We start from the raw sequence: 19,648 nt of genomic DNA, 5'->3' as shown, positions 1-19,648 counted from the left end.
CGCCCCCACCGCCCGTGACGGCGAACGGCCGCGCGGTGCCCGCTTCGCGGGTGCCTACGAGGCCGACGAACCTCGCCGACCCGCCGCACCTCCGCCCGAGGCGCTACGGGCAGCCGCCCGGGCGGCCGCCCAGCTCACCGCCCTACGGGCCGCCCAGGACGGCGGCGGCGCCTACGTGCTGCTGTGCGAGGCGACCGGCTGGCCGTCGGCCTGGCTGCCGCCACTGGCCGCCGAGTTGGAGAGATCCGGGCTGGCCGCCGACGTCTCGCTGCTGCTGTGGGAGTTGGCGACGCTACCGCCCCCGGCGCTCGCCGAAGCGGCCGTCGCCCTGGACGCGGCGGGCCGTGCGGGCGACTGCTCGGCGCTGCTGCGCCAGGCGTCGGCGCGCCGACGGCCGGAGGTCGCGGAGGTCGCGCTCGCGCTGTGCCACAACGGGCGGCGTGACCTCGCGACGGTGTTACTGACCGCTCTGTTGCGTGCTCGTACCATCCAGGAGGCGGCGGAGGTCGTCGAGCCGGACCGCCACACCCTGACCGGCCTGCTGCTCGACGCCGCCGAGGCGGTCTCCGTGCAGCAGCGCCACGCGGTGGCCCGAATGCTGGAGGCGGCGGACTGAGCGTCACCCTCGGCGGCCCGGCCCCGACAACGGCCGGGCGTGCGCGGGCTCGAGCCGAACGCGCCCCCGCGACGTGACGTTGTGCCGATTCGCTTGCCACAGAGCGTGACGAGGTTTACGGTCGCAAGTCCCCGTGCCGGCCGCTGTCGCCACGACGGGACCGGAGGCCAGGCCGACGTCCGGCAAAGGAGCAGCTCATGGCAGACACCGACCGCAAGGGCGCGGTGGTGCGGGCCGCGCTCGTCCAGGCGACGTGGACCGGCGACACCGAGTCGATGATCAGCAAGCACGAGGCGCACGCCCGGCGCGCCGCCGAACAGGGCGCGCGGGTGATCGGCTTCCAGGAGGTCTTCAACGCGCCCTACTTCTGCCAGGTGCAGGAGGCCGAGCACTACCGCTGGGCCGAGCCGGTGCCGGACGGCCCCACCGTGCGCCGGATGTGCCGACTCGCCCGGGAGACGGCGATGGTGATCGTCGCGCCGATCTTCGAGAGCGCCGGGCCCGGCCTCTACTACAACACCGCCGTCGTGATCGACGCCGACGGCACCGTCCTCGGCGCCTACCGCAAGCACCACATCCCGCAGCTGAAGGGGTTCTGGGAGAAGTACTACTTCCGCCCGGGCAACCTGGGTTGGCCGGTGTTCGACACCGCCGTCGGCCGGATCGGCGTCTACATCTGCTACGACCGGCACTTCCCCGAGGGTTGGCGGGCGCTCGGCCTCGCCGGAGCCCAGCTCGTCTACAACCCCTCCGCCACCGCGCGCGGCCTCTCCGACCACCTGTGGCGGCTGGAGCAGCCCGCGGCGGCCGTCGCCAACCAGTACTTCGTCGCCGCCATCAACCGCGTGGGCGTCGAGGAGTACGGCGACAACGACTTCTACGGCACAAGCTACTTCGCCGACCCGCGCGGCGCCCTCGTCGGCGAGCCGGCCGACGACAAGGAGGAACAACTCCTCGTCCGCGACCTCGACTTCGACCTGATCGACGAGGTGCGCACCCAGTGGGCCTTCTACCGCGACCGCCGCCCCGACGCCTACGGAAACCTGGTGCAGCCATGACCGACACCGCGCACGCGCACACCGCCCCCACGAACGCCGGCGCACCCGCCGGTGCACACGCCGCCCTGCACGACCGGCACCGCGCCGTCATGCCGGACTGGCTGGCCCTCTACTACGACCGCCCGATGGAGCTGACCCACGGCGAGGGCCGGTACGTCTGGGACGGCGAAGGCCGCCGCTACCTCGACTTCTTCGGCGGCATCCTCACCACCATGACCGCCCACGCGCTGCCGGAGGTCACCAAGGCCGTCAGCGAACAGGCCGGCCGCCTCCTCCACAGCTCCACGCTCTACCTCAACCGGCCCATGATCGAGCTGGCCGAGCGGATCACCGCGCTGTCCGGCATCCCCGACGCACGGGTCTTCTTCACCACCTCCGGCACCGAGGCGAACGACGCCGCTCTCCTCCTGGCCACCGCCTACCGGCGCTCCAACCAGGTACTCGCCATGCGCAACAGCTACCACGGGCGGTCCTTCAGCACGGTCGGCGTCACCGGCAACCGAGCCTGGTCGCCGACCAGCCTCTCCGCCCTCCAGACGCTGTACGTGCACGGCGCGGTGCGGGACGCCGGCCCGCTCGCCGAGCTGGACGACCAGGCGTTCGTCGCCGAGTGCGTGGCCGACCTGCGGGACATGCTCAACCAGGGCGCGCGGGGCGTGGCCGCGCTGATCGCCGAACCCGTCCAGGGCGTCGGCGGGTTCACCGCGCCGCCCGACGGCCTGTACGCGGCGTTCCGCGAGGTGCTGAACGAACAGGGCATCCTGTGGATCAGCGACGAGGTGCAGACCGGCTGGGGCCGCACCGGCGACCACTTCTGGGGCTGGCAGGCGCACGCCGCCGCCGGTGCACCGGACATGCTCACCTTCGCCAAGGGCATCGGCAACGGCATGTCGATCGGCGGTGTGGTGGCCCGCGCGGAGATCATGAACTGTCTGGACGGCAACTCCATCTCCACGTTCGGCGGCAGCCCGATCACCATGGCCGCCGGCAACGCCAACCTCGCCTACCTGCTGGAGCACGACCTCCAGGGCAACGCCCGCCGGGTGGGCGGTCTGCTCATCGAACGGCTGCGGGCGATCGCCGCGGGACTCGACGTGGTGACCGACGTCCGCGGCCGGGGCCTGATGATCGGCGTGGAGCTGACCGACGCCAGGGCGGCGAGCCGGGCGCTGGAGGCGGCGCGCGAGGGCGGACTGCTCGTCGGACGCGGCGGCCTGGACGGCTCCGTGCTGCGGATCGCCCCGCCGATGACGCTCACCGTCGCCGAGGCCGAGGAGGGCGCCGCCGTCCTCGAGGACGCGCTGCTCCGCGCGGGCGGCCGCGTCTGATTCCTGCCACGCCGCGCCCGGGCCCGCGCCCGTTCGGGTGAGACGGCGGCACGTCCCGGTCATCCAGGGTCACGCTGTTGCCACGGTCGGTGACAAACCCTTACGGTCGTTCGCACCGCAGGAGGCCCCACGCGGGCCGCCCCGACGCAGCACGGGCACGCCCGCACCCGGGCGTGGCCGGCGTCGGAGACGAAGGGAGCCGGACGTTGAGCCGCACAGTCGTCCAGAACGGGCTCGTCATCACCGCCACCGACGAGGTCGAGGCCGACCTGCTGATCGAGGGCGAGCGGGTCGCCGCCCTGGTGACCCGGCAGAGCACGCTCGCCCGGGACCTCGCCGCCGGCGCCGACCGGCTGATCGACGCCACCGGCCGGTACGTGATCCCCGGCGGCGTCGACGTCCACACCCACCTCGACTTCCCCTTCGGCGGCACGTTCTCCTCCGACACCTTCGAGTCCGGCACCCGGGCCGCCGCCTGGGGCGGTACGACCACCCTCGTCGACTTCGCCGTGCAGAGCCGGGGCCACGCCCTGCGGGAGGGCCTGGACGCCTGGCACGCCAAGGCCGCCGGCCGCTGCGCGGTGGACTACGCGTTCCACATGATCCTCTCCGAGGTCACCGAGGCGTCCCTGAAGGAGATGGACCAGCTCGTGGGGGAGGGGATCACCTCCTTCAAGCTGTTCATGGCCTACCCCGGGGTCTTCTACAGCGACGACGGGCAGATTCTGCGGGCCATGCAACGCGCCGCCGACAACGGCGCGTTGGTCATGATGCATGCGGAGAACGGCATCGCCATCGACGTGCTCGCCGAGCAGGCCCTCGCCCGAGGCGAGACCGACCCCCGGTACCACGGCGAGGTCCGGCGGGTGCTGCTGGAGGCGGAGGCGACACACCGGGCCGTCCAACTCGCGCGCGTCGCCGGCGCACCCCTGTACGTGGTGCACGTCTCGGCGGAGGAGGCCGTCGCCGAACTGGCCGCCGCCCGCGACAAGGGCCTGCCCGTCTTCGGCGAGACCTGCCCGCAGTACCTGTTCCTGTCCACCGACAACCTCGCCGAGCCGGGTTTCGAGGGCGCCAAGTACGTGTGCAGCACCCCGCTGCGGCCCCGCGAACACCAGGCGGCCCTGTGGCGGGGCCTGCGGACCAACGACCTCCAGGTGGTCTCCACCGACCACTGCCCGTTCTGCTTCCGAGGACAGAAGGAACTCGGTCGGGGCGACTTCACCAGGATCCCCAACGGGCTGCCCGGCGTCGAACACCGCATGGACCTGCTCCACCAGGCCGTCGTCGAAGGCCACATCAGCCGCCGCCGCTGGATCGAGATCGCCTGCGCCACCCCCGCCCGGATGTTCGGCCTCCACCCGAGGAAGGGCACGCTGGCGCCTGGCGCAGACGCCGACGTCGTCGTCTACGACCCGGCGGCCAGCCAGACCCTGTCGGCCGCCACCCACCACATGAACGTGGACTACTCGGTGTACGAGGGGAAGACGGTCACCGGCTGCGTCGAGACCGTGCTCTCACGCGGCGAACCGGTCATCGAGAACGGGACGTACGTCGGACACGCCGGGCACGGCTCCTTCGTCCCGCGCTCCACCTGCCAGTACCTGGGCTGAGGAGGCCATCCGCCATGGACTTCGGACTCGTCCTGCAGACCGACCCGCCGCACTCCCAGGTCGTCGGACTGATGCGCCGCGCGGAACGCAACGGCTTCCGCTACGGCTGGACCTTCGACTCCGCCGTCCTGTGGCAGGAGCCGTTTGTCATCCACAGCCAGATCCTGGAGCACACCGCGAAGCTGCACGTCGGCCCCATGGTGACCAACCCGGGGACCCGCGCCTGGGAGGTGACCGCGTCCACCTTCGCCACCCTCAACGACATGTTCGGCAACCGCACGATCTGCGGCATCGGCCGCGGCGACTCCGCGATGCGCGTCGCCGGCCGCAAGCCCAACACCCTCGCCCGCCTCGGCGAGGCAATCGACGTCATCCGCGACCTGGCCGAAGGCCGCGAGGCCGTCGTGGACGGCACCTCCCTCCGTATCCCGTGGATCAGAAACGGCCGCCTTCCGGTATGGATGGCAGCCTACGGCCCCAGGGCCCTCGCTCTCGCCGGTCAGAAGGCCGATGGCTTCATCCTCCAACTGGCCGACCCCTACCTCACCGAATGGATGGTCAAGTCGGTACGGGACGCCGCCCGGACGGCCGGACGCGACCCCTCCGAGGTGACGGTCTGCGTGGCCGCCCCCGCCTACGTCACCACCGACGACTCACCCGACGCCCTCGCCCACGCCCGCGCGCAGTGCCGCTGGTTCGGCGGCATGGTCGGCAACCACGTCGCGGACCTCGTCGCCCGCTACGGCGAGCACTCCGACCTGGTGCCCGACGTCCTCACCAGCTACGTCAAGCAGCGGCAGGGCTACGACTACAGCCACCACGGCCGCGCCGGCAACCCGTCCGCCGACTTCGTCCCCGACGAGATCGTGGACCGCTTCTGCCTGCTGGGCCCCGCCGGGGCCCACATCGACCGCCTCAAGACGCTCCGCGACCTCGGCGTCGACCAGTTCGCCGTGTACGCCATGCACGACGCGAACGAGCCGACCATCGACGCCTACGGCTCTCAGGTCATCCCCGCCCTGACGGACGGACCCTAGGCCGCCCGCCGTGCGGTCAGCGGCGCAGCTCGGCGAGCAGGGCGGGCAGCGCGCGGCCGATGGGCTCGCGGACCACGTCGTCGGCGAGCGAGTCGTACGGGGCCGGCTCGGCGTTGACGATCACCAGGCGGGCGCCCTCGCTCGCGGCGATCTCCGTGACGGAGGCGGCGGGCTGGACCTGGAGGCTGGTGCCGACCGCGAGGAACACCTCACAGGCTCGGGCGACCGCGACCGCCTGGGCGAGGCGCCTTGCGTTCGGGCAGGCCGGCCCCCGGTAGTCGGGGATGCCCGAGTAGGTCGAGACTCCCGCTCCGGTCAGCACCGCCACCGTCGGCCGCCGCCCGTTCCGCCGTCGCCCGTGTCCACCATGCCTCCGAGCCCGGACCGCGCGGACGTGCCCCGGCTCGACGTCCGACTTCTGTCGCTACCCATGAACAAAGCCGACGCCCCGACTCCCGGCTGTGCCGGTTCCGACAACCGGGTGACCAGCCCTCGACGCCTTGATGTGGGTGGCACGTGCTTGGATGGGGTGATGATCGATGACGAGCTGGTGGCGACGGTGTCCGAGGCGGTACGGAAGGCCGCCGCGGAGGAGATCCTGCCGCGCTGGCGTCGGCTCGACGCCGACGAGGTCACCCAGAAGGTGGGCCCGCACGACCTGGTCACCGTCGCGGACCGGCGGGCGGAGGAGCACCTGACCGCCTCCCTGACCGCGCTGCTGCCCGGTTCCGTCGTGGTCGGCGAGGAGGCCGTGCACGCCGACCCGACCCGGTACGAGGCGCTGCGCGGGGACCGGCCGGTGTGGATCGTCGACCCGGTCGACGGCACCCGGCAGTTCGTGCGCGGCGAGGAGGGCTTCTGCACCCTGGTCGCGCTCGCCCGGCACGGCGAACTGCTCGGCTCGTGGACGTACGCGCCGGTGCTCGACAAGCTCGCCACCGCCCGGCTCGGCCACGGCGCGTGGCTCAACGGGCACCGGATCGGCGCCGGCTCGCCCGCCTCGGGCGAGGAACTGGAAGTGGCCTGCTCGCACCCGGACTTCACCGAGGAGGCGTTCCGACTGCGGCTGGAGCGGCTGCGGGTGCCCGGCGTCGCGCCACGCCCCTGCGGCTCGGCGGGACTGGAGTACCTGGCCGTCGCGACCGGGGACGTCGCCGCCACCGCCTTCTGCTGGGAGTCCGCCTGGGACCACGCGGCGGGCCTGCTCCTGGTCGCCGAGGCCGGCGGCGCCCAGAGCACGGTGACGGGGGAGCCGTTCCGGATCGACCGCGACAACGCGCTGCCGTTCAGCGCCGCCCGCGACGAGTCGACCCTGCGGCGTATCCTCTCCCTGCTGACGGGTGAGGACGGCTGAGCCGCCACTGACGGATGAGTGCTCCTGCCCCTGACAGCCTTGAGGACGAGGGAGGTCCACAGTGCCGTGGACGCGTGACGCGGTGGTCGTCGGCGCCGGACCCAACGGCCTGACGGCGGCGGTAGAGTTGGCCCGCCGCGGGTTGAGCGTGGAACTGTTCGAGGCGTTGGGCACGGTAGGCGGGGGAGCCCGTACCGAGGAACTGACGCTTCCCGGCTACCTGCACGACCCCTGCTCGGCCGTGCACCCGCTGGCCATCGGCTCCCCTGCCTTCACGAAGCTGCCGCTGGCTCGGCACGGACTGCACTGGCTGCAGCCGGAGTTGCCCATGGCGCACCCCTTCCCGGACGGCAGCGCGGTCACGCTCGCCAGAACGGTGGGGGAGACGGCCATGTCGCTCGGCAGCCGGGACGCGGGCGCCTACCGGCGGCTGATGGACCGCTTCACCGGCCGCTGGGACACTCTGGCCGCCGACTTCTTCAAGGTGCCGTGGGACGGGCTGCCCAGGGACCCGCTGATGTTCGCCCGCTTCGGGATGGTCGGCGTCCAGCCCGCCGCGTGGATGAACCTGCGGTTCCGCGACGAGAAGGCCCGCGCGCTGTTCGCCGGGCTCGCCGCGCACGCGATCACTCCGCCCACCACCTTCACCACCAGCGGCATCGCCATGGTGTTCGCGCTCGCCGCGCACGAGCGCGGCTGGCCGGTGCCGCGCGGCGGCTCGCAGGCGATCTCCGACGCGCTCGCCGGCTGCCTGCGGGAGGCCGGTGGGATCATTCACACCGGGGTGGAGGTGCGCCGACTGGACGAGCTGCCACCGGCGCGGGCGTACGTGTTCGACACCTCGCCCACCGCGCTGGCCCGCATCGCGGGCCTCGGCAGCGCCTTCTCCTCGTTCCGGTACGGGCCCTCGGCGTTCAAGATCGACTACGCGCTGTCCGGGCCGGTGCCGTGGACCGCGCCCGATGCGCGCCGGGCCGGCACCGTGCACGTCGGACCGACCAGCGGGGAGATCAACGCGGCGCTGCACGCCGTCGCGCGGGCGCGCCGCGCGCCGGACGTCCCGTTCCTGATCACCTCCCAGCCGAGCTTGGTCGACCCGACGAGGGCGCCGACCGGGCGCCACGTCTTCTGGGCCTACGGACACGCCCCCAACGGCTGGCGCGGCGACATGACCGAGGCCGTCGAGCGGCAGCTGGAACGCTTCGCGCCGGGCTTCCGCGACCTGGTGCTGGCCCGTGCCACGGCCGGGCCGCCCGAGCTGGCCTCCCGCAACGCGAACTACGTCGGCGGCGACATCGCCTGCGGCGCGTACGCGGGCCTCCAGACGCTGCTGCGCCCGCGCCTCGCGCGGGTGCCGTACGCCACCGCGCACCCGGCGGTCTACCTCTGCTCCTCCGCGACCTGGCCGGGGCCCGGCGTCCACGGAATGTCCGGCCACAACGCCGCGAAGGCGGTCTGGCGCCGCCTACGCACGACGCGCTGAGCAGGCGCCGCCCGGCGGCGCCGCCTCTCCGCCGCCCGCACGTGGCGCGCGTCCGGTCAGCCCTCTGGCCGCTCGTTCGCCGGTCCCGCCCGTCGTGGGCCTGCCCTGCTGGGTGCCGTCCGGCCGAGCGCCCGGTCTGTCGACCGCTTGTGCCGCCGGCCGCGTGTTCACGTGGCCGTTCGGCCCGGCCGCCGCGCTGACGCGGGCGCCTGATCCGAGGGGGCTCCCCGCCCGCGGCTTGCGGCGTACGTCGTTGCCGAGAGGGTGTGGGCATTCCGCGTTCGCAGCCGCGCCTCGTCCCGCCGGTGTCAGCCGTCGCCCGGCGCCGTCGCGGCAGCGCGGTCGCCGCCGTCCGGAGCGTGGTCGGCGGTGGTCACCTTGTCGGTGGGCGGATAGGGTCGGGCACGGCGCGACCACCCGTTCTCAAGCAAGGGACGAACCTGTATGACGCACACGGGGCGCGTGCTGATCGCCGCGGACAAGTTCAAAGGATCACTCACGGCGGTGCAGGTTGCCGAGCACGTCACCGCCGGGCTTCGGCGTGTCCGCGCGGACCTGGAGGTCGAGGCGCTGCCGGTGGCCGACGGCGGTGACGGCACCGTGGCGGCGGCCGTCGCCGGCGGTTTCGAACGCCGGGAGGCGGAGGTGACCGGGCCGCTGGGCGCGCCTGTGACCGCCTCCTACGCGTTGCGCGGCGACACCGCCGTGGTGGAGATGGCCGAGGCGTCCGGACTGCAGCTGCTGCCCGCCGACGGGCTCGCCCCGCTGACGGCCACCACGCGCGGCAGCGGCGAGCTGCTGCTGGCGGCGGTGGAGGCCGGCGCCACCACGATCGTCTTCGGCGTCGGCGGCTCCGCGACGACCGACGGCGGCGCCGGCATGCTCCAGGCGCTGGGCGCCAGGCTGCTGGACGCCGACGGCCGTGAGGTCGGCCCGGGCGGCGGCGCGCTGGCCACGCTGGCCGAGGCGGACCTGTCCGGGCTCGACGCCCGGCTGCGGGACGTGCGGATCGTGCTGGCCAGCGACGTGGACAACCCGCTCACCGGCCCGAAGGGCGCCGCCGCCGTCTACGGCCCGCAGAAGGGCGCGAGCGAGGCGGACGTGGCCACGCTGGACGCGGCGCTGGAGCACTACGCGCGCGTTCTGGCCGACACGGTCGGCCCGCGTGCCGCCGAGTGTGCGCAGGCGCCCGGCGCGGGCGCCGCGGGCGGCATCGGATACGGCGCGCTGGTCGGTCTCGACGCGTCCTTCCGCCCCGGCATCGACGTCATGCTGGACGTGCTCGGCTTCGCCCCCGCCCTGGAACGGGCGGACCTGGTGATCACCGGCGAGGGCTCGATGGACTTCCAGACCCTGCACGGCAAGGCGCCGGCCGGGGTGGCCGCGGCCGCGCGGGCTGCCGGCAAGCCGGTGGTCGCGGTGTGCGGCCGGCTGGCGATCGGCGAAGAGGAGACCCGAGCCGCCGGCATCAGGGCCGTCTACCCGCTGAGCCTCATCGAGTCCGACCCGGCCCGATCAATGAGCCAGGCGGGCCCGCTGCTGGAGCAGGTCGCGGAACGCCTCGCCGAGGACTGGCTGGCCGGCTAGGGCCTGTCCGGCGGATCGGAGCGGCGTCGCGGTGCCGGGCGCCCGCTCCTCCCGCCTTTCGGCGGGGACGTGCCTCTTCGCCCTTCGACGCCGGCGAGGGCGCGGACGGGGCCGAGCATGCCGGTGCCGGCGGTCCAGTGGTCCCACACACAGCAGGCACGGCAGGGCTGGTCCGGAGGACTCACACGCCGAAGGCGGCGGTGCTCGTCGGTCGCTGACGCTCCCCGGCCTTCAGCCAGGGGCAGCGCCGGCTCCCTCACCCGTAGCCGCGAGGAAGCGGACGTCGGAAGGCGTCTCTGCCGCGGCACCGGTCCGCCGGACAGGTCCTGTGCGGCCCGGTCTCGGGACGTTGGGGACAGGCGCGCTCGCAGCGGGTCACCGTGGCGGGAGCCGGCATGGTCCGGGGGCCGGCCCTTCCACCAGGCGGGTCGGCCACCAGGCCGGCGGCCGGAGCGCGGACGTCGGTGTCGCGGCGCCGGCGCACAGCGCCGGGGCGGCGCAGGTCGATACGACGACAGACGGTGGGGGTGGGAGGACGATCGTCCTCCCACCCCCACCGTCGTGTGTCGGGAAACCTCCGGCCCGCTCGGGGCCGGGCGTCAGCCGCGGGCGGCCAGGCGCGCTTCGCGGCGGTTGTCGCGGAACGCGTTCACCCGCCGCGCCGTCGCGAAGAGCGGGATGACCGCGCCCAGTACCACCTGCAGCGAGCAGCCGGTCTGGAGCAGCAGCTCACCGCCGGGGGCGTTGAACGCCCACGCCGCGAGCATGCCCATCGCCAGCACGATCCAGCTGAGCATCGCCAGTGCCAGCAGTCCGCGCGGCTTCGGGTACTCCACCCGGGAGACCATCAGCCACGCCGTGCCCACGATCGCCAGCAGCGTCGGGATGAACGGCAGCTCGAGCAGCACGATCGACACGATCGTCAGCGCGCCGAAGGGGCTCGGCATGCCCTGGAAGATGCCCTCCCGCAGTGTCACGCAGGAGAATCTCGCAAGCCGCAGCACCACCGCCAGTAGCACCACGATCGCGGCAAGCGCGGAGACGTGCTGGTGGGCGTCGCTGGCGACCATGCCCCACACCAGCACGAAGTAGGCCGGGGCCAGCCCGAAGCTGATGAGGTCGGAGAGGTTGTCCAGCTCGGCACCCATCGCGCTGCTGCGCAGCTTGCGGGCGACGATGCCGTCGAACAGGTCGAAGATCGACGCGAGCAGCATCAGCATCACGGCGGTCGCGGCGCTGTGCCGGGCCATACCGCTGTCCTCGGCACCGGTGAGGTGCGGGATGAGGACGCCGGTGGTGGTGAAGTAGACGGCCATGAAGCCGCACGTGGCGTTACCGAGGGTCAGGGTGTCGGCGATCGAGAGCCGCGTCGACAGCGGCATCTCGACGTCGTCGTCCTGCTCCTCGTCCACGCTCCAGGTGCGCGGATCGTCGGACTCAATCGCGGTCAATGCGAGTCACCCCAGCGGTGGTGGTCTGGCCCACCTCGACGGCCGGCTCGACCCCCTCGGGAAGGTAGATGTCGACACGCGAGCCGAAGCGGATCAGCCCGATCCGCTCGCCCTGCTCGACCTTGGTCCCGGCCGGCACGTAGGGGATGATCCGGCGCGCGACGGTACCGGCGATCTGGATCATCTCGATGTCGCCGAGCTCGGTGTCGAAGTGCCACACCACTCGCTCGTTGTGCTCGCTCTCCTTGTTGAAGGCCGGAACGAAGCCGCCGGGCACGTGCTCCACGGAGGTCACGGTGCCGGCCAGCGGCGCGCGGTTGACGTGCACGTTGAGCGGGCTCATGAAGATCGCGACGCGGGTCCGGCCGTCCTTCCACGGCATGATGCTCTGCACCACGCCGTCGGCGGGGGAGATGACCCGCCCCTGGGCGATCTCCCGCTCGGGGTCGCGGAAGAACCACAGCATGCCTGCCGCGAGCGCGGTCGCCGGTACGGCGAGTGCCGCCGCCTTCCGGGACCGCCGGGCGCGCAGAAGGCTCACGGCGGCGGTGGCGACGGTCGGCAGCAGCCACGGGGAGCTGCCACGCGCCAGGCGGACGCCGGCGCGGGGGGAGGAAGAGCTGTGGGGCATGAAAGACCTTCGTAGCGGAGGGTGCCGCGCAGATGCAGAAGTACCACGGCTTTACCGAGATGGTATCCGAGCCCGGGGCCGACTGGGTAAGTCGGCGCCGGGCTCGGAGGCGCGGAAGGGCGCGACGGATGTGACCCTCATCTCACCCCGAACCAGGGCGAAACGGGGCGATCAGCCCTGGAGTCGGTACTCCTCCAGGAGCCGCCGACCGATGATCATTTTCTGAATCTCGGCGGTTCCTTCACCGATGAGCAGCATCGGCGCCTCGCGGTAGAGCCGCTCGATCTCGTACTCCTTGGAGAAGCCGTAGCCACCGTGGATGCGGAACGCGTCCTCCACGACCTCCTTGCAGTACTCGGAGGCCAGGTACTTGGCCATGCCGGCCTCGAGGTCGTTGCGCTGCCCGGAGTCCTTCTTGCGGGCGGCGCCGACCATCAGGGCGTGCGCGGCCTCCACCTTGGTGGCCATTTCGGCCAACTTGAACTGGATCGCCTGGTGTTGGGCGATCGGCTTGCCGAAGGTCTGGCGCTGCTGCGCGTACGACACGCCGAGTTCGAAGGCGCGTTGGGCGACGCCGCAGCCGCGGGCCGCCACGTTGACCCGGCCGACCTCGACGCCGTCCATCATGTGGTAGAAGCCGCGCCCGGTCTCGCCGCCGAGGACCCGGTCGGCCGGCACTCGCAGCCCGTCCATGATCAACTCGGTGGTGTCGACGCCCTTGTAGCCCATCTTGTCGATCTTGCCGGGGATGGTCAGGCCCGGCCTGACCTCGCCGAACCCCGGCTCTTTCTCCACCAGGAAGGTGGTCATCGACTTGTGCGGCGCGGTGCCCTCGGGGTGGCCCTCGTCGGTGCGGCAGAGCACCGCGACCAGGTTGGAGGAGCCGCCGTTGGTCAGCCACATCTTCTGACCGGTGAGCACGTAGTTGTCGCCGTCCCGCACGCCCTTGGAGGAGATCGCCGAGACGTCCGAGCCGAGCGCCGGCTCGGACATCGAGAACGCGCCGCGCACCTCGCCGGTGGCCATACGTGGCAGGAAGTGGTCCTTCTGCTCCTGCGTGCCGTGCTGCTTGAGCATGTAGGCGACGATGAAGTGCGTGTTGATGATGCCCGACACGCTCATCCAGCCGCGTGCGATCTCCTCCACGCACAGCGCGTAGGTGAGCAGCGACTCACCGAGGCCGCCGTACTCCTCGGGGATCATCAGACCGAAGATGCCGAGTTCCTTCAGGCCCTCGACGATCTCGGTCGGGTACTCGTCCTTGTGCTCCAGCTCCGTGGCGACCGGGATGATCTCCTTGTCGACGAAGCCGCGCACGGTCGCCAGGATCTCCTCCTGGATGTCCGTCAGGCCCTCGGTCCGCGCGAGACGTCCCATGTCACTTCCCCTTCCTGGGCTCGGGCTCACGCAGCTCGGGCCGGCCCGGCTGCTCCCCGCCGCGCGCCTCGATGTACTCGGCGGTCGGCACCATCACCTTGCGGCGGAAGACACACACCAGCGTGCCGTCCTGCTTGTACCCCTTGGTCTCCACGTAGACGATCCCCCGGTCCGACTTGGACTTCGAGGGCGTCTTGTCCAGCACGGTCGTCTCGCCGTAGATGGTGTCGCCGTGGAAGGTCGGCGCCACGTGCCGCAGCGACTCGATCTCCAGGTTGGCGATCGCCTTGCCCGAGACGTCCGGCACGGACATGCCCAGCAGCAGCGAGTAGACGTAGTTGCCCACGACGACGTTGCGGCCGAAGTCGGTGGTCTTCTCCGCGTAGTTGACGTCCATGTGGAGCGGGTGGTGGTTCATCGTGAGCAGGCAGAACAGGTGGTCGTCGTACTCGGTGACCGTCTTGCCCGGCCAGTGCTTGTAGACGGCACCGACCTCGAACTCCTCGTAGGTGCGGCCAAACTGCATGGTGTGAATCTCCGGTGGTCGGTATCGGCCCCGGGGCCGCGCCCGGCGGCCCCGGGGAAAGGCCGGGTGAGGGCCGGGAAGGCCCCGGGAGGGGGGCCCGTCAGTCGGTCGGCGGCTCGAACTTGGAGGTGCGCTGCATACCGGCGGCGCGGCCCTTGCCGGAGATGACCAGCGCCATCTTGCGGCTCGCCTCGTCGATCATCTCGTCGCCGAGCATCGCCGAGCCCTTCTTGCCGCCGGCCTCGGAGGTGAAGTAGTCGTAGGCGTCCAGGATCAGCTCGGCGTGGTCGTAGTCCTCCTGGGAGGGCGAGAAGATCTCGTTCGACGCCTCGACCTGGCCCGGGTGCAGCACCCACTTGCCGTCGAAGCCCAGCGCCGCCGCCCGCTTGGCGACCTCGCGGTAGCCGTCCACGTTGCGGATCTGCAGGTAGGGGCCGTCGATCGCCTGGAGGTCGTTCGCCCGGGCCGCCATCAGGATGCGCATCAGGATGTAGTGGTACGCGTCGGCCGGGTAGCCCGGCGGCTGCTCGCCGACCACCAGCGACTTCATGTTGATGGACGCCATGAAGTCGGCCGGGCCGAAGATGATCGTCTCCACGCGCGGCGAGGCGGCCGCGATGTCGTCGACGTTGATCAGGCCCTTGGCGTTCTCGATCTGCGCCTCGATGCCGATGCGGCCGACCTCGAAGCCCATCGTCTTCTCGATCTGCGTCAGCAGCAGGTCGAGCGCGACGACCTGCTGGGCGTCCTGCACCTTGGGCAGCATGATGCAGTCCAGGTTCGGGCCGGCGCCCTCGACCACGGTGACCACGTCGCGGTAGGTCCAGTGCGTGGTCCAGTCGTTGACCCGCACCACGCGGGTCTTGCCGGTCCAGTCGCCCTCGTTGAGGGCCCGCACGATGTGGTGCCGGGCGTCCGGCTTGGCCAGCGGCGCGCAGGCGTCCTCGAGGTCGAGGAAGACCTGGTCGGCCGGCAGGCCCTGGGCCTTCTCCAGGAAGCGCGGGTTGCTTCCCGGAACCGCCAGGCAGGAGCGGCGGGGGCGCAGCCGGTTGACCGGAGCGGGGGCAGTCATGCGAGGACCTCCAGGGGGTCGAGCTGGTGAGCGGTTCGGATCTCGTCGACGATACGGCCGATGATCTCCGTGATGCCGAAGTCCTTCGGCGTGAAGACGGCCGCCACCCCGGCGGCCCGCAGCGCCTCGGCGTCCGCGTTCGGAATGATGCCGCCGACGATGACGGGCATGTCGCCCGCCCCGGCGCGGCGCAGCCTCTCCAGCACGTCGGGCACCAGCTCGGCGTGCGAACCGGAGAGGATGGACAGGCCCACGCAGTGCACGTCCTCGGCGACGGCCGCCGTGACGATCTGCTCGGGCGTGAGCCGGATGCCCTGGTAGACCACCTCGAAGCCGGCGTCCCTGGCCCGTACGGCGATCTGCTCGGCGCCGTTGCTGTGGCCGTCCAGGCCCGGCTTGCCGACCAGCAGCCGCAGCTTGCCGCAGCCCAGCTCCTCGGCGGTGGCGGACACTTTGCGGCGGACGGCGGCGAGTGTGGAGCCCTCCTCGGCGCTGACCGCCACCGGCGCGCTGCTCACCCCGGTGGGGGCGCGGAACTCGCCGAAGACGTCCCGCAGCGCCCACGCCCACTCGCCGGTGGTCACGCCCGCGCGGGCGCACTCCAGCGTGGCGGGCATCAGATTGGTGTCGCCGGCCGCCGCCTTCTTCAGCGCGGCCAGCGCCTCCTGGGCGCGCGGCTCGTCACGCCGGTCCCGCCAGTCGCCCAGCGCCTCGACGACTCGCTGCTCGACCGCCGGGTCCACCGTCATGATCGCGGTGTCCAGGTCGGCGGTCAGCGGGTTCGGCTCGGTGCCCTGGTGGACGTTGACCCCGACGATCTTCTCCTCGCCGGACTCGATCCGCGCCCGGCGCTCGGCGTGCGAGGCGACGAGCTGCGACTTCAGGTAGCCGGACTCCACGGCCGCCATCGCACCGCCCATCTCCTGGATGCGGTCGATCTCGGCCAGGCACTCGGCGACCAGCGCGTCGACCTTGGCCTCGATGACGTGCGAGCCGGCGAAGATGTCGTCGTACTCCAGCAGGTCGCTCTCCAAGGCGAGGACCTGCTGGATGCGCAGCGACCACTGCTGGTCCCAGGGGCGGGGCAGGCCCAGCGCCTCGTTCCACGCCGGCAGCTGCACCGCGCGGGCCCGGGCGTCCTTGGAGAGCGTGACGGCCAGCATCTCCAGCACGATCCGCTGGACGTTGTTCTCCGGCTGCGCCTCGGTGAGACCCAGCGAGTTGACCTGCACGCCGTACCGGAAGCGCCGCTGCTTGGCGTTGTCGATGCCGTAGCGCTCCAGGGTGACCTTGTCCCAGATCCGGGTGAACGCCCGCATCTTGCACATCTCCTCGACGAAGCGGACGCCCGCGTTCACGAAGAAGGAGATGCGCGCCACCACGTCGCCCATGCGCTCGGGCGGCACCTGGCCGGAGTCCCGGACCGCGTCGAGCACCGCGATGGCCGTGGACATCGCGTAGGAGATCTCCTGAACCGGCGTGGCACCGGCCTCCTGGAGGTGGTAGCTGCAGATGTTGATCGGGTTCCACTTGGGGATGTGGTTCACCGTGTAGGCGATCATGTCCGTCGTCAGCCGCAGGGAAGGGCCCGGCGGGAAGACGTGCGTCCCCCGCGACAGGTACTCCTTCACGATGTCGTTCTGCGTCGTGCCCTGCAGCTTCGTGACGTCCGCGCCCTGCTCCTCGGCGACCACCTGGTACATCGCCAGCAGCCACATGGCGGTGGCGTTGATGGTCATCGAGGTGTTCATCTGCTCCAGGGGGATGTCCTGGAACAGCCGACGCATGTCGCCCAGGTGCGAGACCGGGACACCGACCCGGCCGACCTCGCCGCGCGCGAGCACGTGGTCGGGGTCGTAGCCGGTCTGCGTCGGCAGGTCGAACGCGACCGACAGGCCGGTCTGGCCCTTGGCGAGGTTGCGCCGGTACAGCTCGTTGGACGCCTCGGCCGTGGAGTGGCCGGCGTACGTCCGCATCAGCCACGGACGGTCCCTCTTGCGTTCAGTCATCGGGAGCACTCACGCCTTCGCGTCGTCGCGGAAGAGGTTGATCGCGTTGATGTGCTTGGCCCGCAGCTCCTCGTTCCGCACGCCCATGCCCTCCTCGGGCGCCAGGCACAGCACGCCGACCTTGCCCTGGTGGACGTTGCGGTGCACGTCGTGCGCGGCCTGCCCGGTGTCCTCCAGCGAGTACACCTTGGAGAGCGTCGGGTGGATCTTGCCCTTGGCGATCAGGCGGTTGGCCTCCCAGGCCTCGCGGTAGTTGGCGAAGTGCGAGCCGACGATCCGCTTCAGGCTCATCCAGAGGTAGCGGTTGTCGTACTGGTGCATGTAGCCGCTGGTGGAGGCGCAGGTGACGATCGTGCCGCCCTTGCGGGTGACGTAGACGGAGGCGCCGAAGGTCTCGCGGCCCGGGTGCTCGAAGACGATGTCGATGTCCTCGCCGCCGGTGAGCTCGCGGATCTTCCTGCCGAACCGCTTCCACTCCTTCGGGTCCTGGTTCTGCTCGTCCTTCCAGAACTTGTAGCCCTCGGCGCTGCGGTCGATGATCGCCTCGGCGCCCATCTTCCGGCAGATCTCCGCCTTCTGCTCGGAGGAGACGACGCAGATCGGGTTGGCGCCGCCGGCCAGCGCGAACTGGGTGGCGTAGGAGCCGAGGCCGCCGGAGGCGCCCCAGATCAGGACGTTGTCGCCCTGCTTCATGCCGGCGCCGTTGCGGGAGACGAGCTGCCGGTAGGCGGTGGAGTTCACCAGGCCGGGGGCGGCGGCCTCCTCCCAGGAGAGGTGGTCGGGCTTGGGCATCAGCTGGTTGGACTTCACCAGGGCGATCTCCGCCAGGCCACCGAAGTTCGTCTCGAAGCCCCAGATGCGCTGCTCGGGGTCGAGCATGGTGTCGCTGTGGCCGTCGGCGGACTCCAGCTCGACGGACAGGCAGTGCGCGACGACCTCGTCGCCGGGACGCCAGGCGTTCACGCCGGGGCCGGTGCGCAGCACGACGCCGGCCAGGTCGGAGCCGATGACGTGGTACGGCAGGTCGTGGCGCTTGGCGAGCGGCGAGAGGCGGCCGTAGCGCTCCAGGAAGCCGAAGGTCGACACCGGCTCGAAGATCGAGGTCCACACGGAGTTGTAGTTGACCGAGCTGGCCATGACGGCGACCAGCGCCTCACCGGGACCGAGCTCGGGCAGCGGCACCTCGTCCAGGTGCAGCGACTTGCGGGGGTCCTTCTCGCGGCTGGCGAGCCCCTGGAACATCTCCGCCTCGTCCTTGTGCACGGTGATCGCGCGGTAGGACTCGGGCAGCGGGATGTTGGCGAAGTCCTCGGAGGTGCTGTCCGAGGAGAGGATCGCGTCGAGAATCTGGTTCACGGTATGCCTCCGGCGAAGCGTGTGCGGGAAGACGCTTTGAGGGACGTCGGGGGAAGGCAGTGCCGTCGGTTCGGCGGGGTGGTGCGGCGGCGCTTGTCGGCGCGTGGTGCCTGTGACGCAGGCTTCCGGACGAACGGCGAGGCCGTGGGACAACGCCCGGAGTGCTACGCACGCTATGACACCCAGTGCCAGTGCGCAAGACACTGCGTGCCAGTTGTCAGTGTGACCCATACAACGACGCCCCGCACGTGCTCGTGCGGGGCGTCGTGAGCTGCTGGGAGCGGGTCGCTAGCGGGTGCGCAGGGCCGCTTCGATGGTGCGCATGATGTCCGGCAGCGGGGTGTCGGTGCGGGTGACGGTCACCAGCACCTCGCCGCGGGTGGTGGCCATCGCCGGCTCTTCGGGGGCGTCGCCCCGGCTCGCGCCGAAGCCCGTGCCGAAGGTCTGCCGCACGATCGCGAACGCCCGGTCGAGCTGGGCCATCACGTCGCCCTCGCCCCCGCCGCGCAGCCAGCGCCGCAGCACGTGGTTGTGCGCGGTGACCACAGCCGAGGCGGCGACCTCGGCCAGCAGCGGGTCGTGGTCGCCGTCCCGGTGCGCGGCCTCGTCGAAGTGGCCGAGCAGATAGCGGGTGAACAGCCGCTCGTAGCGGGCCACGGAGGCGATCTCCCGCTCCCGCAGCGCCGGCACCTCGCGGGTCAGCTTGTAGCGCTCGACGCTGCCCGCCGGCGAGGCGGCGTACATCTTCATGACCTCTTTGATGCCCCGGCACACGGTGTCCAGCGGGTTCTCGTGCGGCGGCGCCGCGTCGAGCACGGCCCGGGCCCGCTCCAGGGTGTCGTCGTGGTCGGGGAAGATCGCCTCTTCCTTGGAGCGGAAGTGGCGGAAGAAGGTCCGCCGGGCCACGCCCGCCGCGGCGGCGATCTCGTCGACGGTGGTGCCCTCGTAGCCCTTGGTGGCGAAGAGTTCCATCGCGGCGGCCGCCAGCTCGCGCCGCATCTTCAACCTCTGGGTCGATGCGGGGGTGCGTGCGGGTGTGGTGAGCTGCTGCGACATGTGCTGAACGTTACACGGCCCCCCGGAGGGCCGGGGCGGGCCGCCCGAGTGTGGATCGAGCAGCCCGCCCCAGCCGTGGCCGTCGGTCGCCGAC

The 19,648-nt window shown here is 71.7% G+C and carries 16 protein-coding genes and 2 pseudogenes; 8 read left to right on the top strand and 10 right to left on the bottom strand.

The window, feature by feature from the left end; all coding sequences use genetic code 11:
• From FNX44_RS27855 to FNX44_RS01995, 5 genes and pseudogenes are all read left to right on the top strand, one after another.
• Positions 1-616, top strand: a pseudogene (locus FNX44_RS27855) (hypothetical protein); the annotation flags it as partial.
• A gap of 197 nt (positions 617-813) precedes the next feature.
• Positions 814-1,674: a nitrilase-related carbon-nitrogen hydrolase gene (locus FNX44_RS02010; RefSeq protein WP_143646158.1), complete on the top strand. Its 861-nt coding sequence runs from the start codon at positions 814-816 to the stop codon at positions 1,672-1,674.
• Positions 1,671-3,002 (top strand): aspartate aminotransferase family protein, encoded by a 1,332-nt coding sequence (locus FNX44_RS02005; protein ID WP_143646157.1) that lies wholly within the window; start codon positions 1,671-1,673, stop codon positions 3,000-3,002. Before FNX44_RS02010 ends, FNX44_RS02005 begins: the two co-directional genes overlap by 4 nt.
• Positions 3,003-3,208: 206 nt before the next feature.
• Complete coding sequence (hydA, locus tag FNX44_RS02000; RefSeq protein WP_143646156.1) at positions 3,209-4,615, top strand: dihydropyrimidinase; 1,407 nt, start codon at positions 3,209-3,211, stop codon at positions 4,613-4,615.
• Positions 4,616-4,629: 14 nt separating this feature from the next.
• Positions 4,630-5,652, top strand: a complete 1,023-nt coding sequence (locus tag FNX44_RS01995) for a TIGR03842 family LLM class F420-dependent oxidoreductase (protein ID WP_143646155.1) — start codon at positions 4,630-4,632, stop codon at positions 5,650-5,652.
• 16 nt (positions 5,653-5,668) lie between these two features.
• On the opposite strand, the pseudogene FNX44_RS01990 reads toward FNX44_RS01995, so the two are convergent.
• Positions 5,669-5,896: pseudogene (locus FNX44_RS01990) on the bottom strand (NAD-dependent deacetylase); the annotation flags it as partial.
• Between the two features lie 288 nt (positions 5,897-6,184).
• On the opposite strand from FNX44_RS01990, the gene FNX44_RS01985 reads away from it, so the two are divergent.
• On the top strand, positions 6,185-7,006 hold the full coding sequence (locus FNX44_RS01985; protein ID WP_143646154.1) for an inositol monophosphatase family protein: 822 nt from the start codon (positions 6,185-6,187) through the stop codon (positions 7,004-7,006).
• 61 nt (positions 7,007-7,067) lie between these two features.
• Entirely contained in the window at positions 7,068-8,489 is a 1,422-nt protein-coding gene (locus tag FNX44_RS01980; RefSeq protein WP_143646153.1) for a phytoene desaturase family protein, read from the top strand.
• 308 nt (positions 8,490-8,797) lie between these two features.
• Here the strand turns inward: FNX44_RS01980 and FNX44_RS29435 are convergent, their stop codons facing one another.
• On the bottom strand, positions 8,798-8,920 hold the full coding sequence (locus FNX44_RS29435) for a hypothetical protein (protein ID WP_267129448.1): 123 nt from the start codon (positions 8,918-8,920) through the stop codon (positions 8,798-8,800).
• 13 nt (positions 8,921-8,933) lie between these two features.
• Between FNX44_RS29435 and FNX44_RS01975 the strand changes: the two genes are divergently transcribed.
• Positions 8,934-10,076, top strand: a complete 1,143-nt coding sequence (locus FNX44_RS01975) for a glycerate kinase (RefSeq protein ID WP_143646152.1) — start codon at positions 8,934-8,936, stop codon at positions 10,074-10,076.
• 599 nt (positions 10,077-10,675) lie between these two features.
• Here the strand turns inward: FNX44_RS01975 and pssA are convergent.
• The 8 genes from pssA to FNX44_RS01935 form a co-directional block, all read right to left on the bottom strand.
• Complete coding sequence (gene pssA, locus FNX44_RS01970; RefSeq protein WP_143646160.1) at positions 10,676-11,458, bottom strand: CDP-diacylglycerol--serine O-phosphatidyltransferase; 783 nt, start codon at positions 11,456-11,458, stop codon at positions 10,676-10,678.
• Positions 11,459-11,513: 55 nt separating this feature from the next.
• The gene (locus FNX44_RS01965) at positions 11,514-12,158 is read right to left on the bottom strand and encodes a phosphatidylserine decarboxylase (RefSeq protein ID WP_143646151.1); all 645 of its coding nucleotides are present in this window, start codon (positions 12,156-12,158) and stop codon (positions 11,514-11,516) included.
• Between the two features lie 171 nt (positions 12,159-12,329).
• Positions 12,330-13,535, bottom strand: a complete 1,206-nt coding sequence (locus FNX44_RS01960) for an acyl-CoA dehydrogenase family protein (protein WP_143646150.1) — start codon at positions 13,533-13,535, stop codon at positions 12,330-12,332.
• Between the two features lies 1 nt (position 13,536).
• Positions 13,537-14,061: a MaoC family dehydratase gene (locus FNX44_RS01955; RefSeq protein WP_143646149.1), complete on the bottom strand. Its 525-nt coding sequence runs from the start codon at positions 14,059-14,061 to the stop codon at positions 13,537-13,539.
• A gap of 100 nt (positions 14,062-14,161) precedes the next feature.
• On the bottom strand, positions 14,162-15,133 hold the full coding sequence (locus FNX44_RS01950) for an HpcH/HpaI aldolase/citrate lyase family protein (RefSeq protein ID WP_143646148.1): 972 nt from the start codon (positions 15,131-15,133) through the stop codon (positions 14,162-14,164).
• Positions 15,130-17,142 (bottom strand): protein meaA, encoded by a 2,013-nt coding sequence (locus FNX44_RS01945; RefSeq protein WP_143646147.1) that lies wholly within the window; start codon positions 17,140-17,142, stop codon positions 15,130-15,132. The genes FNX44_RS01950 and FNX44_RS01945 overlap by 4 nt, the downstream gene beginning before the upstream one ends.
• A 9-nt stretch (positions 17,143-17,151) precedes the next feature.
• Positions 17,152-18,498 (bottom strand): crotonyl-CoA carboxylase/reductase, encoded by a 1,347-nt coding sequence (gene ccrA / locus FNX44_RS01940; protein ID WP_143646146.1) that lies wholly within the window; start codon positions 18,496-18,498, stop codon positions 17,152-17,154.
• A gap of 288 nt (positions 18,499-18,786) precedes the next feature.
• Positions 18,787-19,554, bottom strand: a complete 768-nt coding sequence (locus FNX44_RS01935; RefSeq protein ID WP_143646145.1) for a TetR family transcriptional regulator — start codon at positions 19,552-19,554, stop codon at positions 18,787-18,789.
• Between the last annotated feature and the right edge of the window lie 94 nt (positions 19,555-19,648).

This window comes from Streptomyces alkaliterrae, assembly GCF_007097205.2.
Lineage (GTDB): Bacteria > Actinomycetota > Actinomycetes > Streptomycetales > Streptomycetaceae > Streptomyces > Streptomyces alkaliterrae.
Note: the sequence above shows the minus strand (reverse complement) of the source record. Positions and strands in the feature narration are given on the sequence as shown.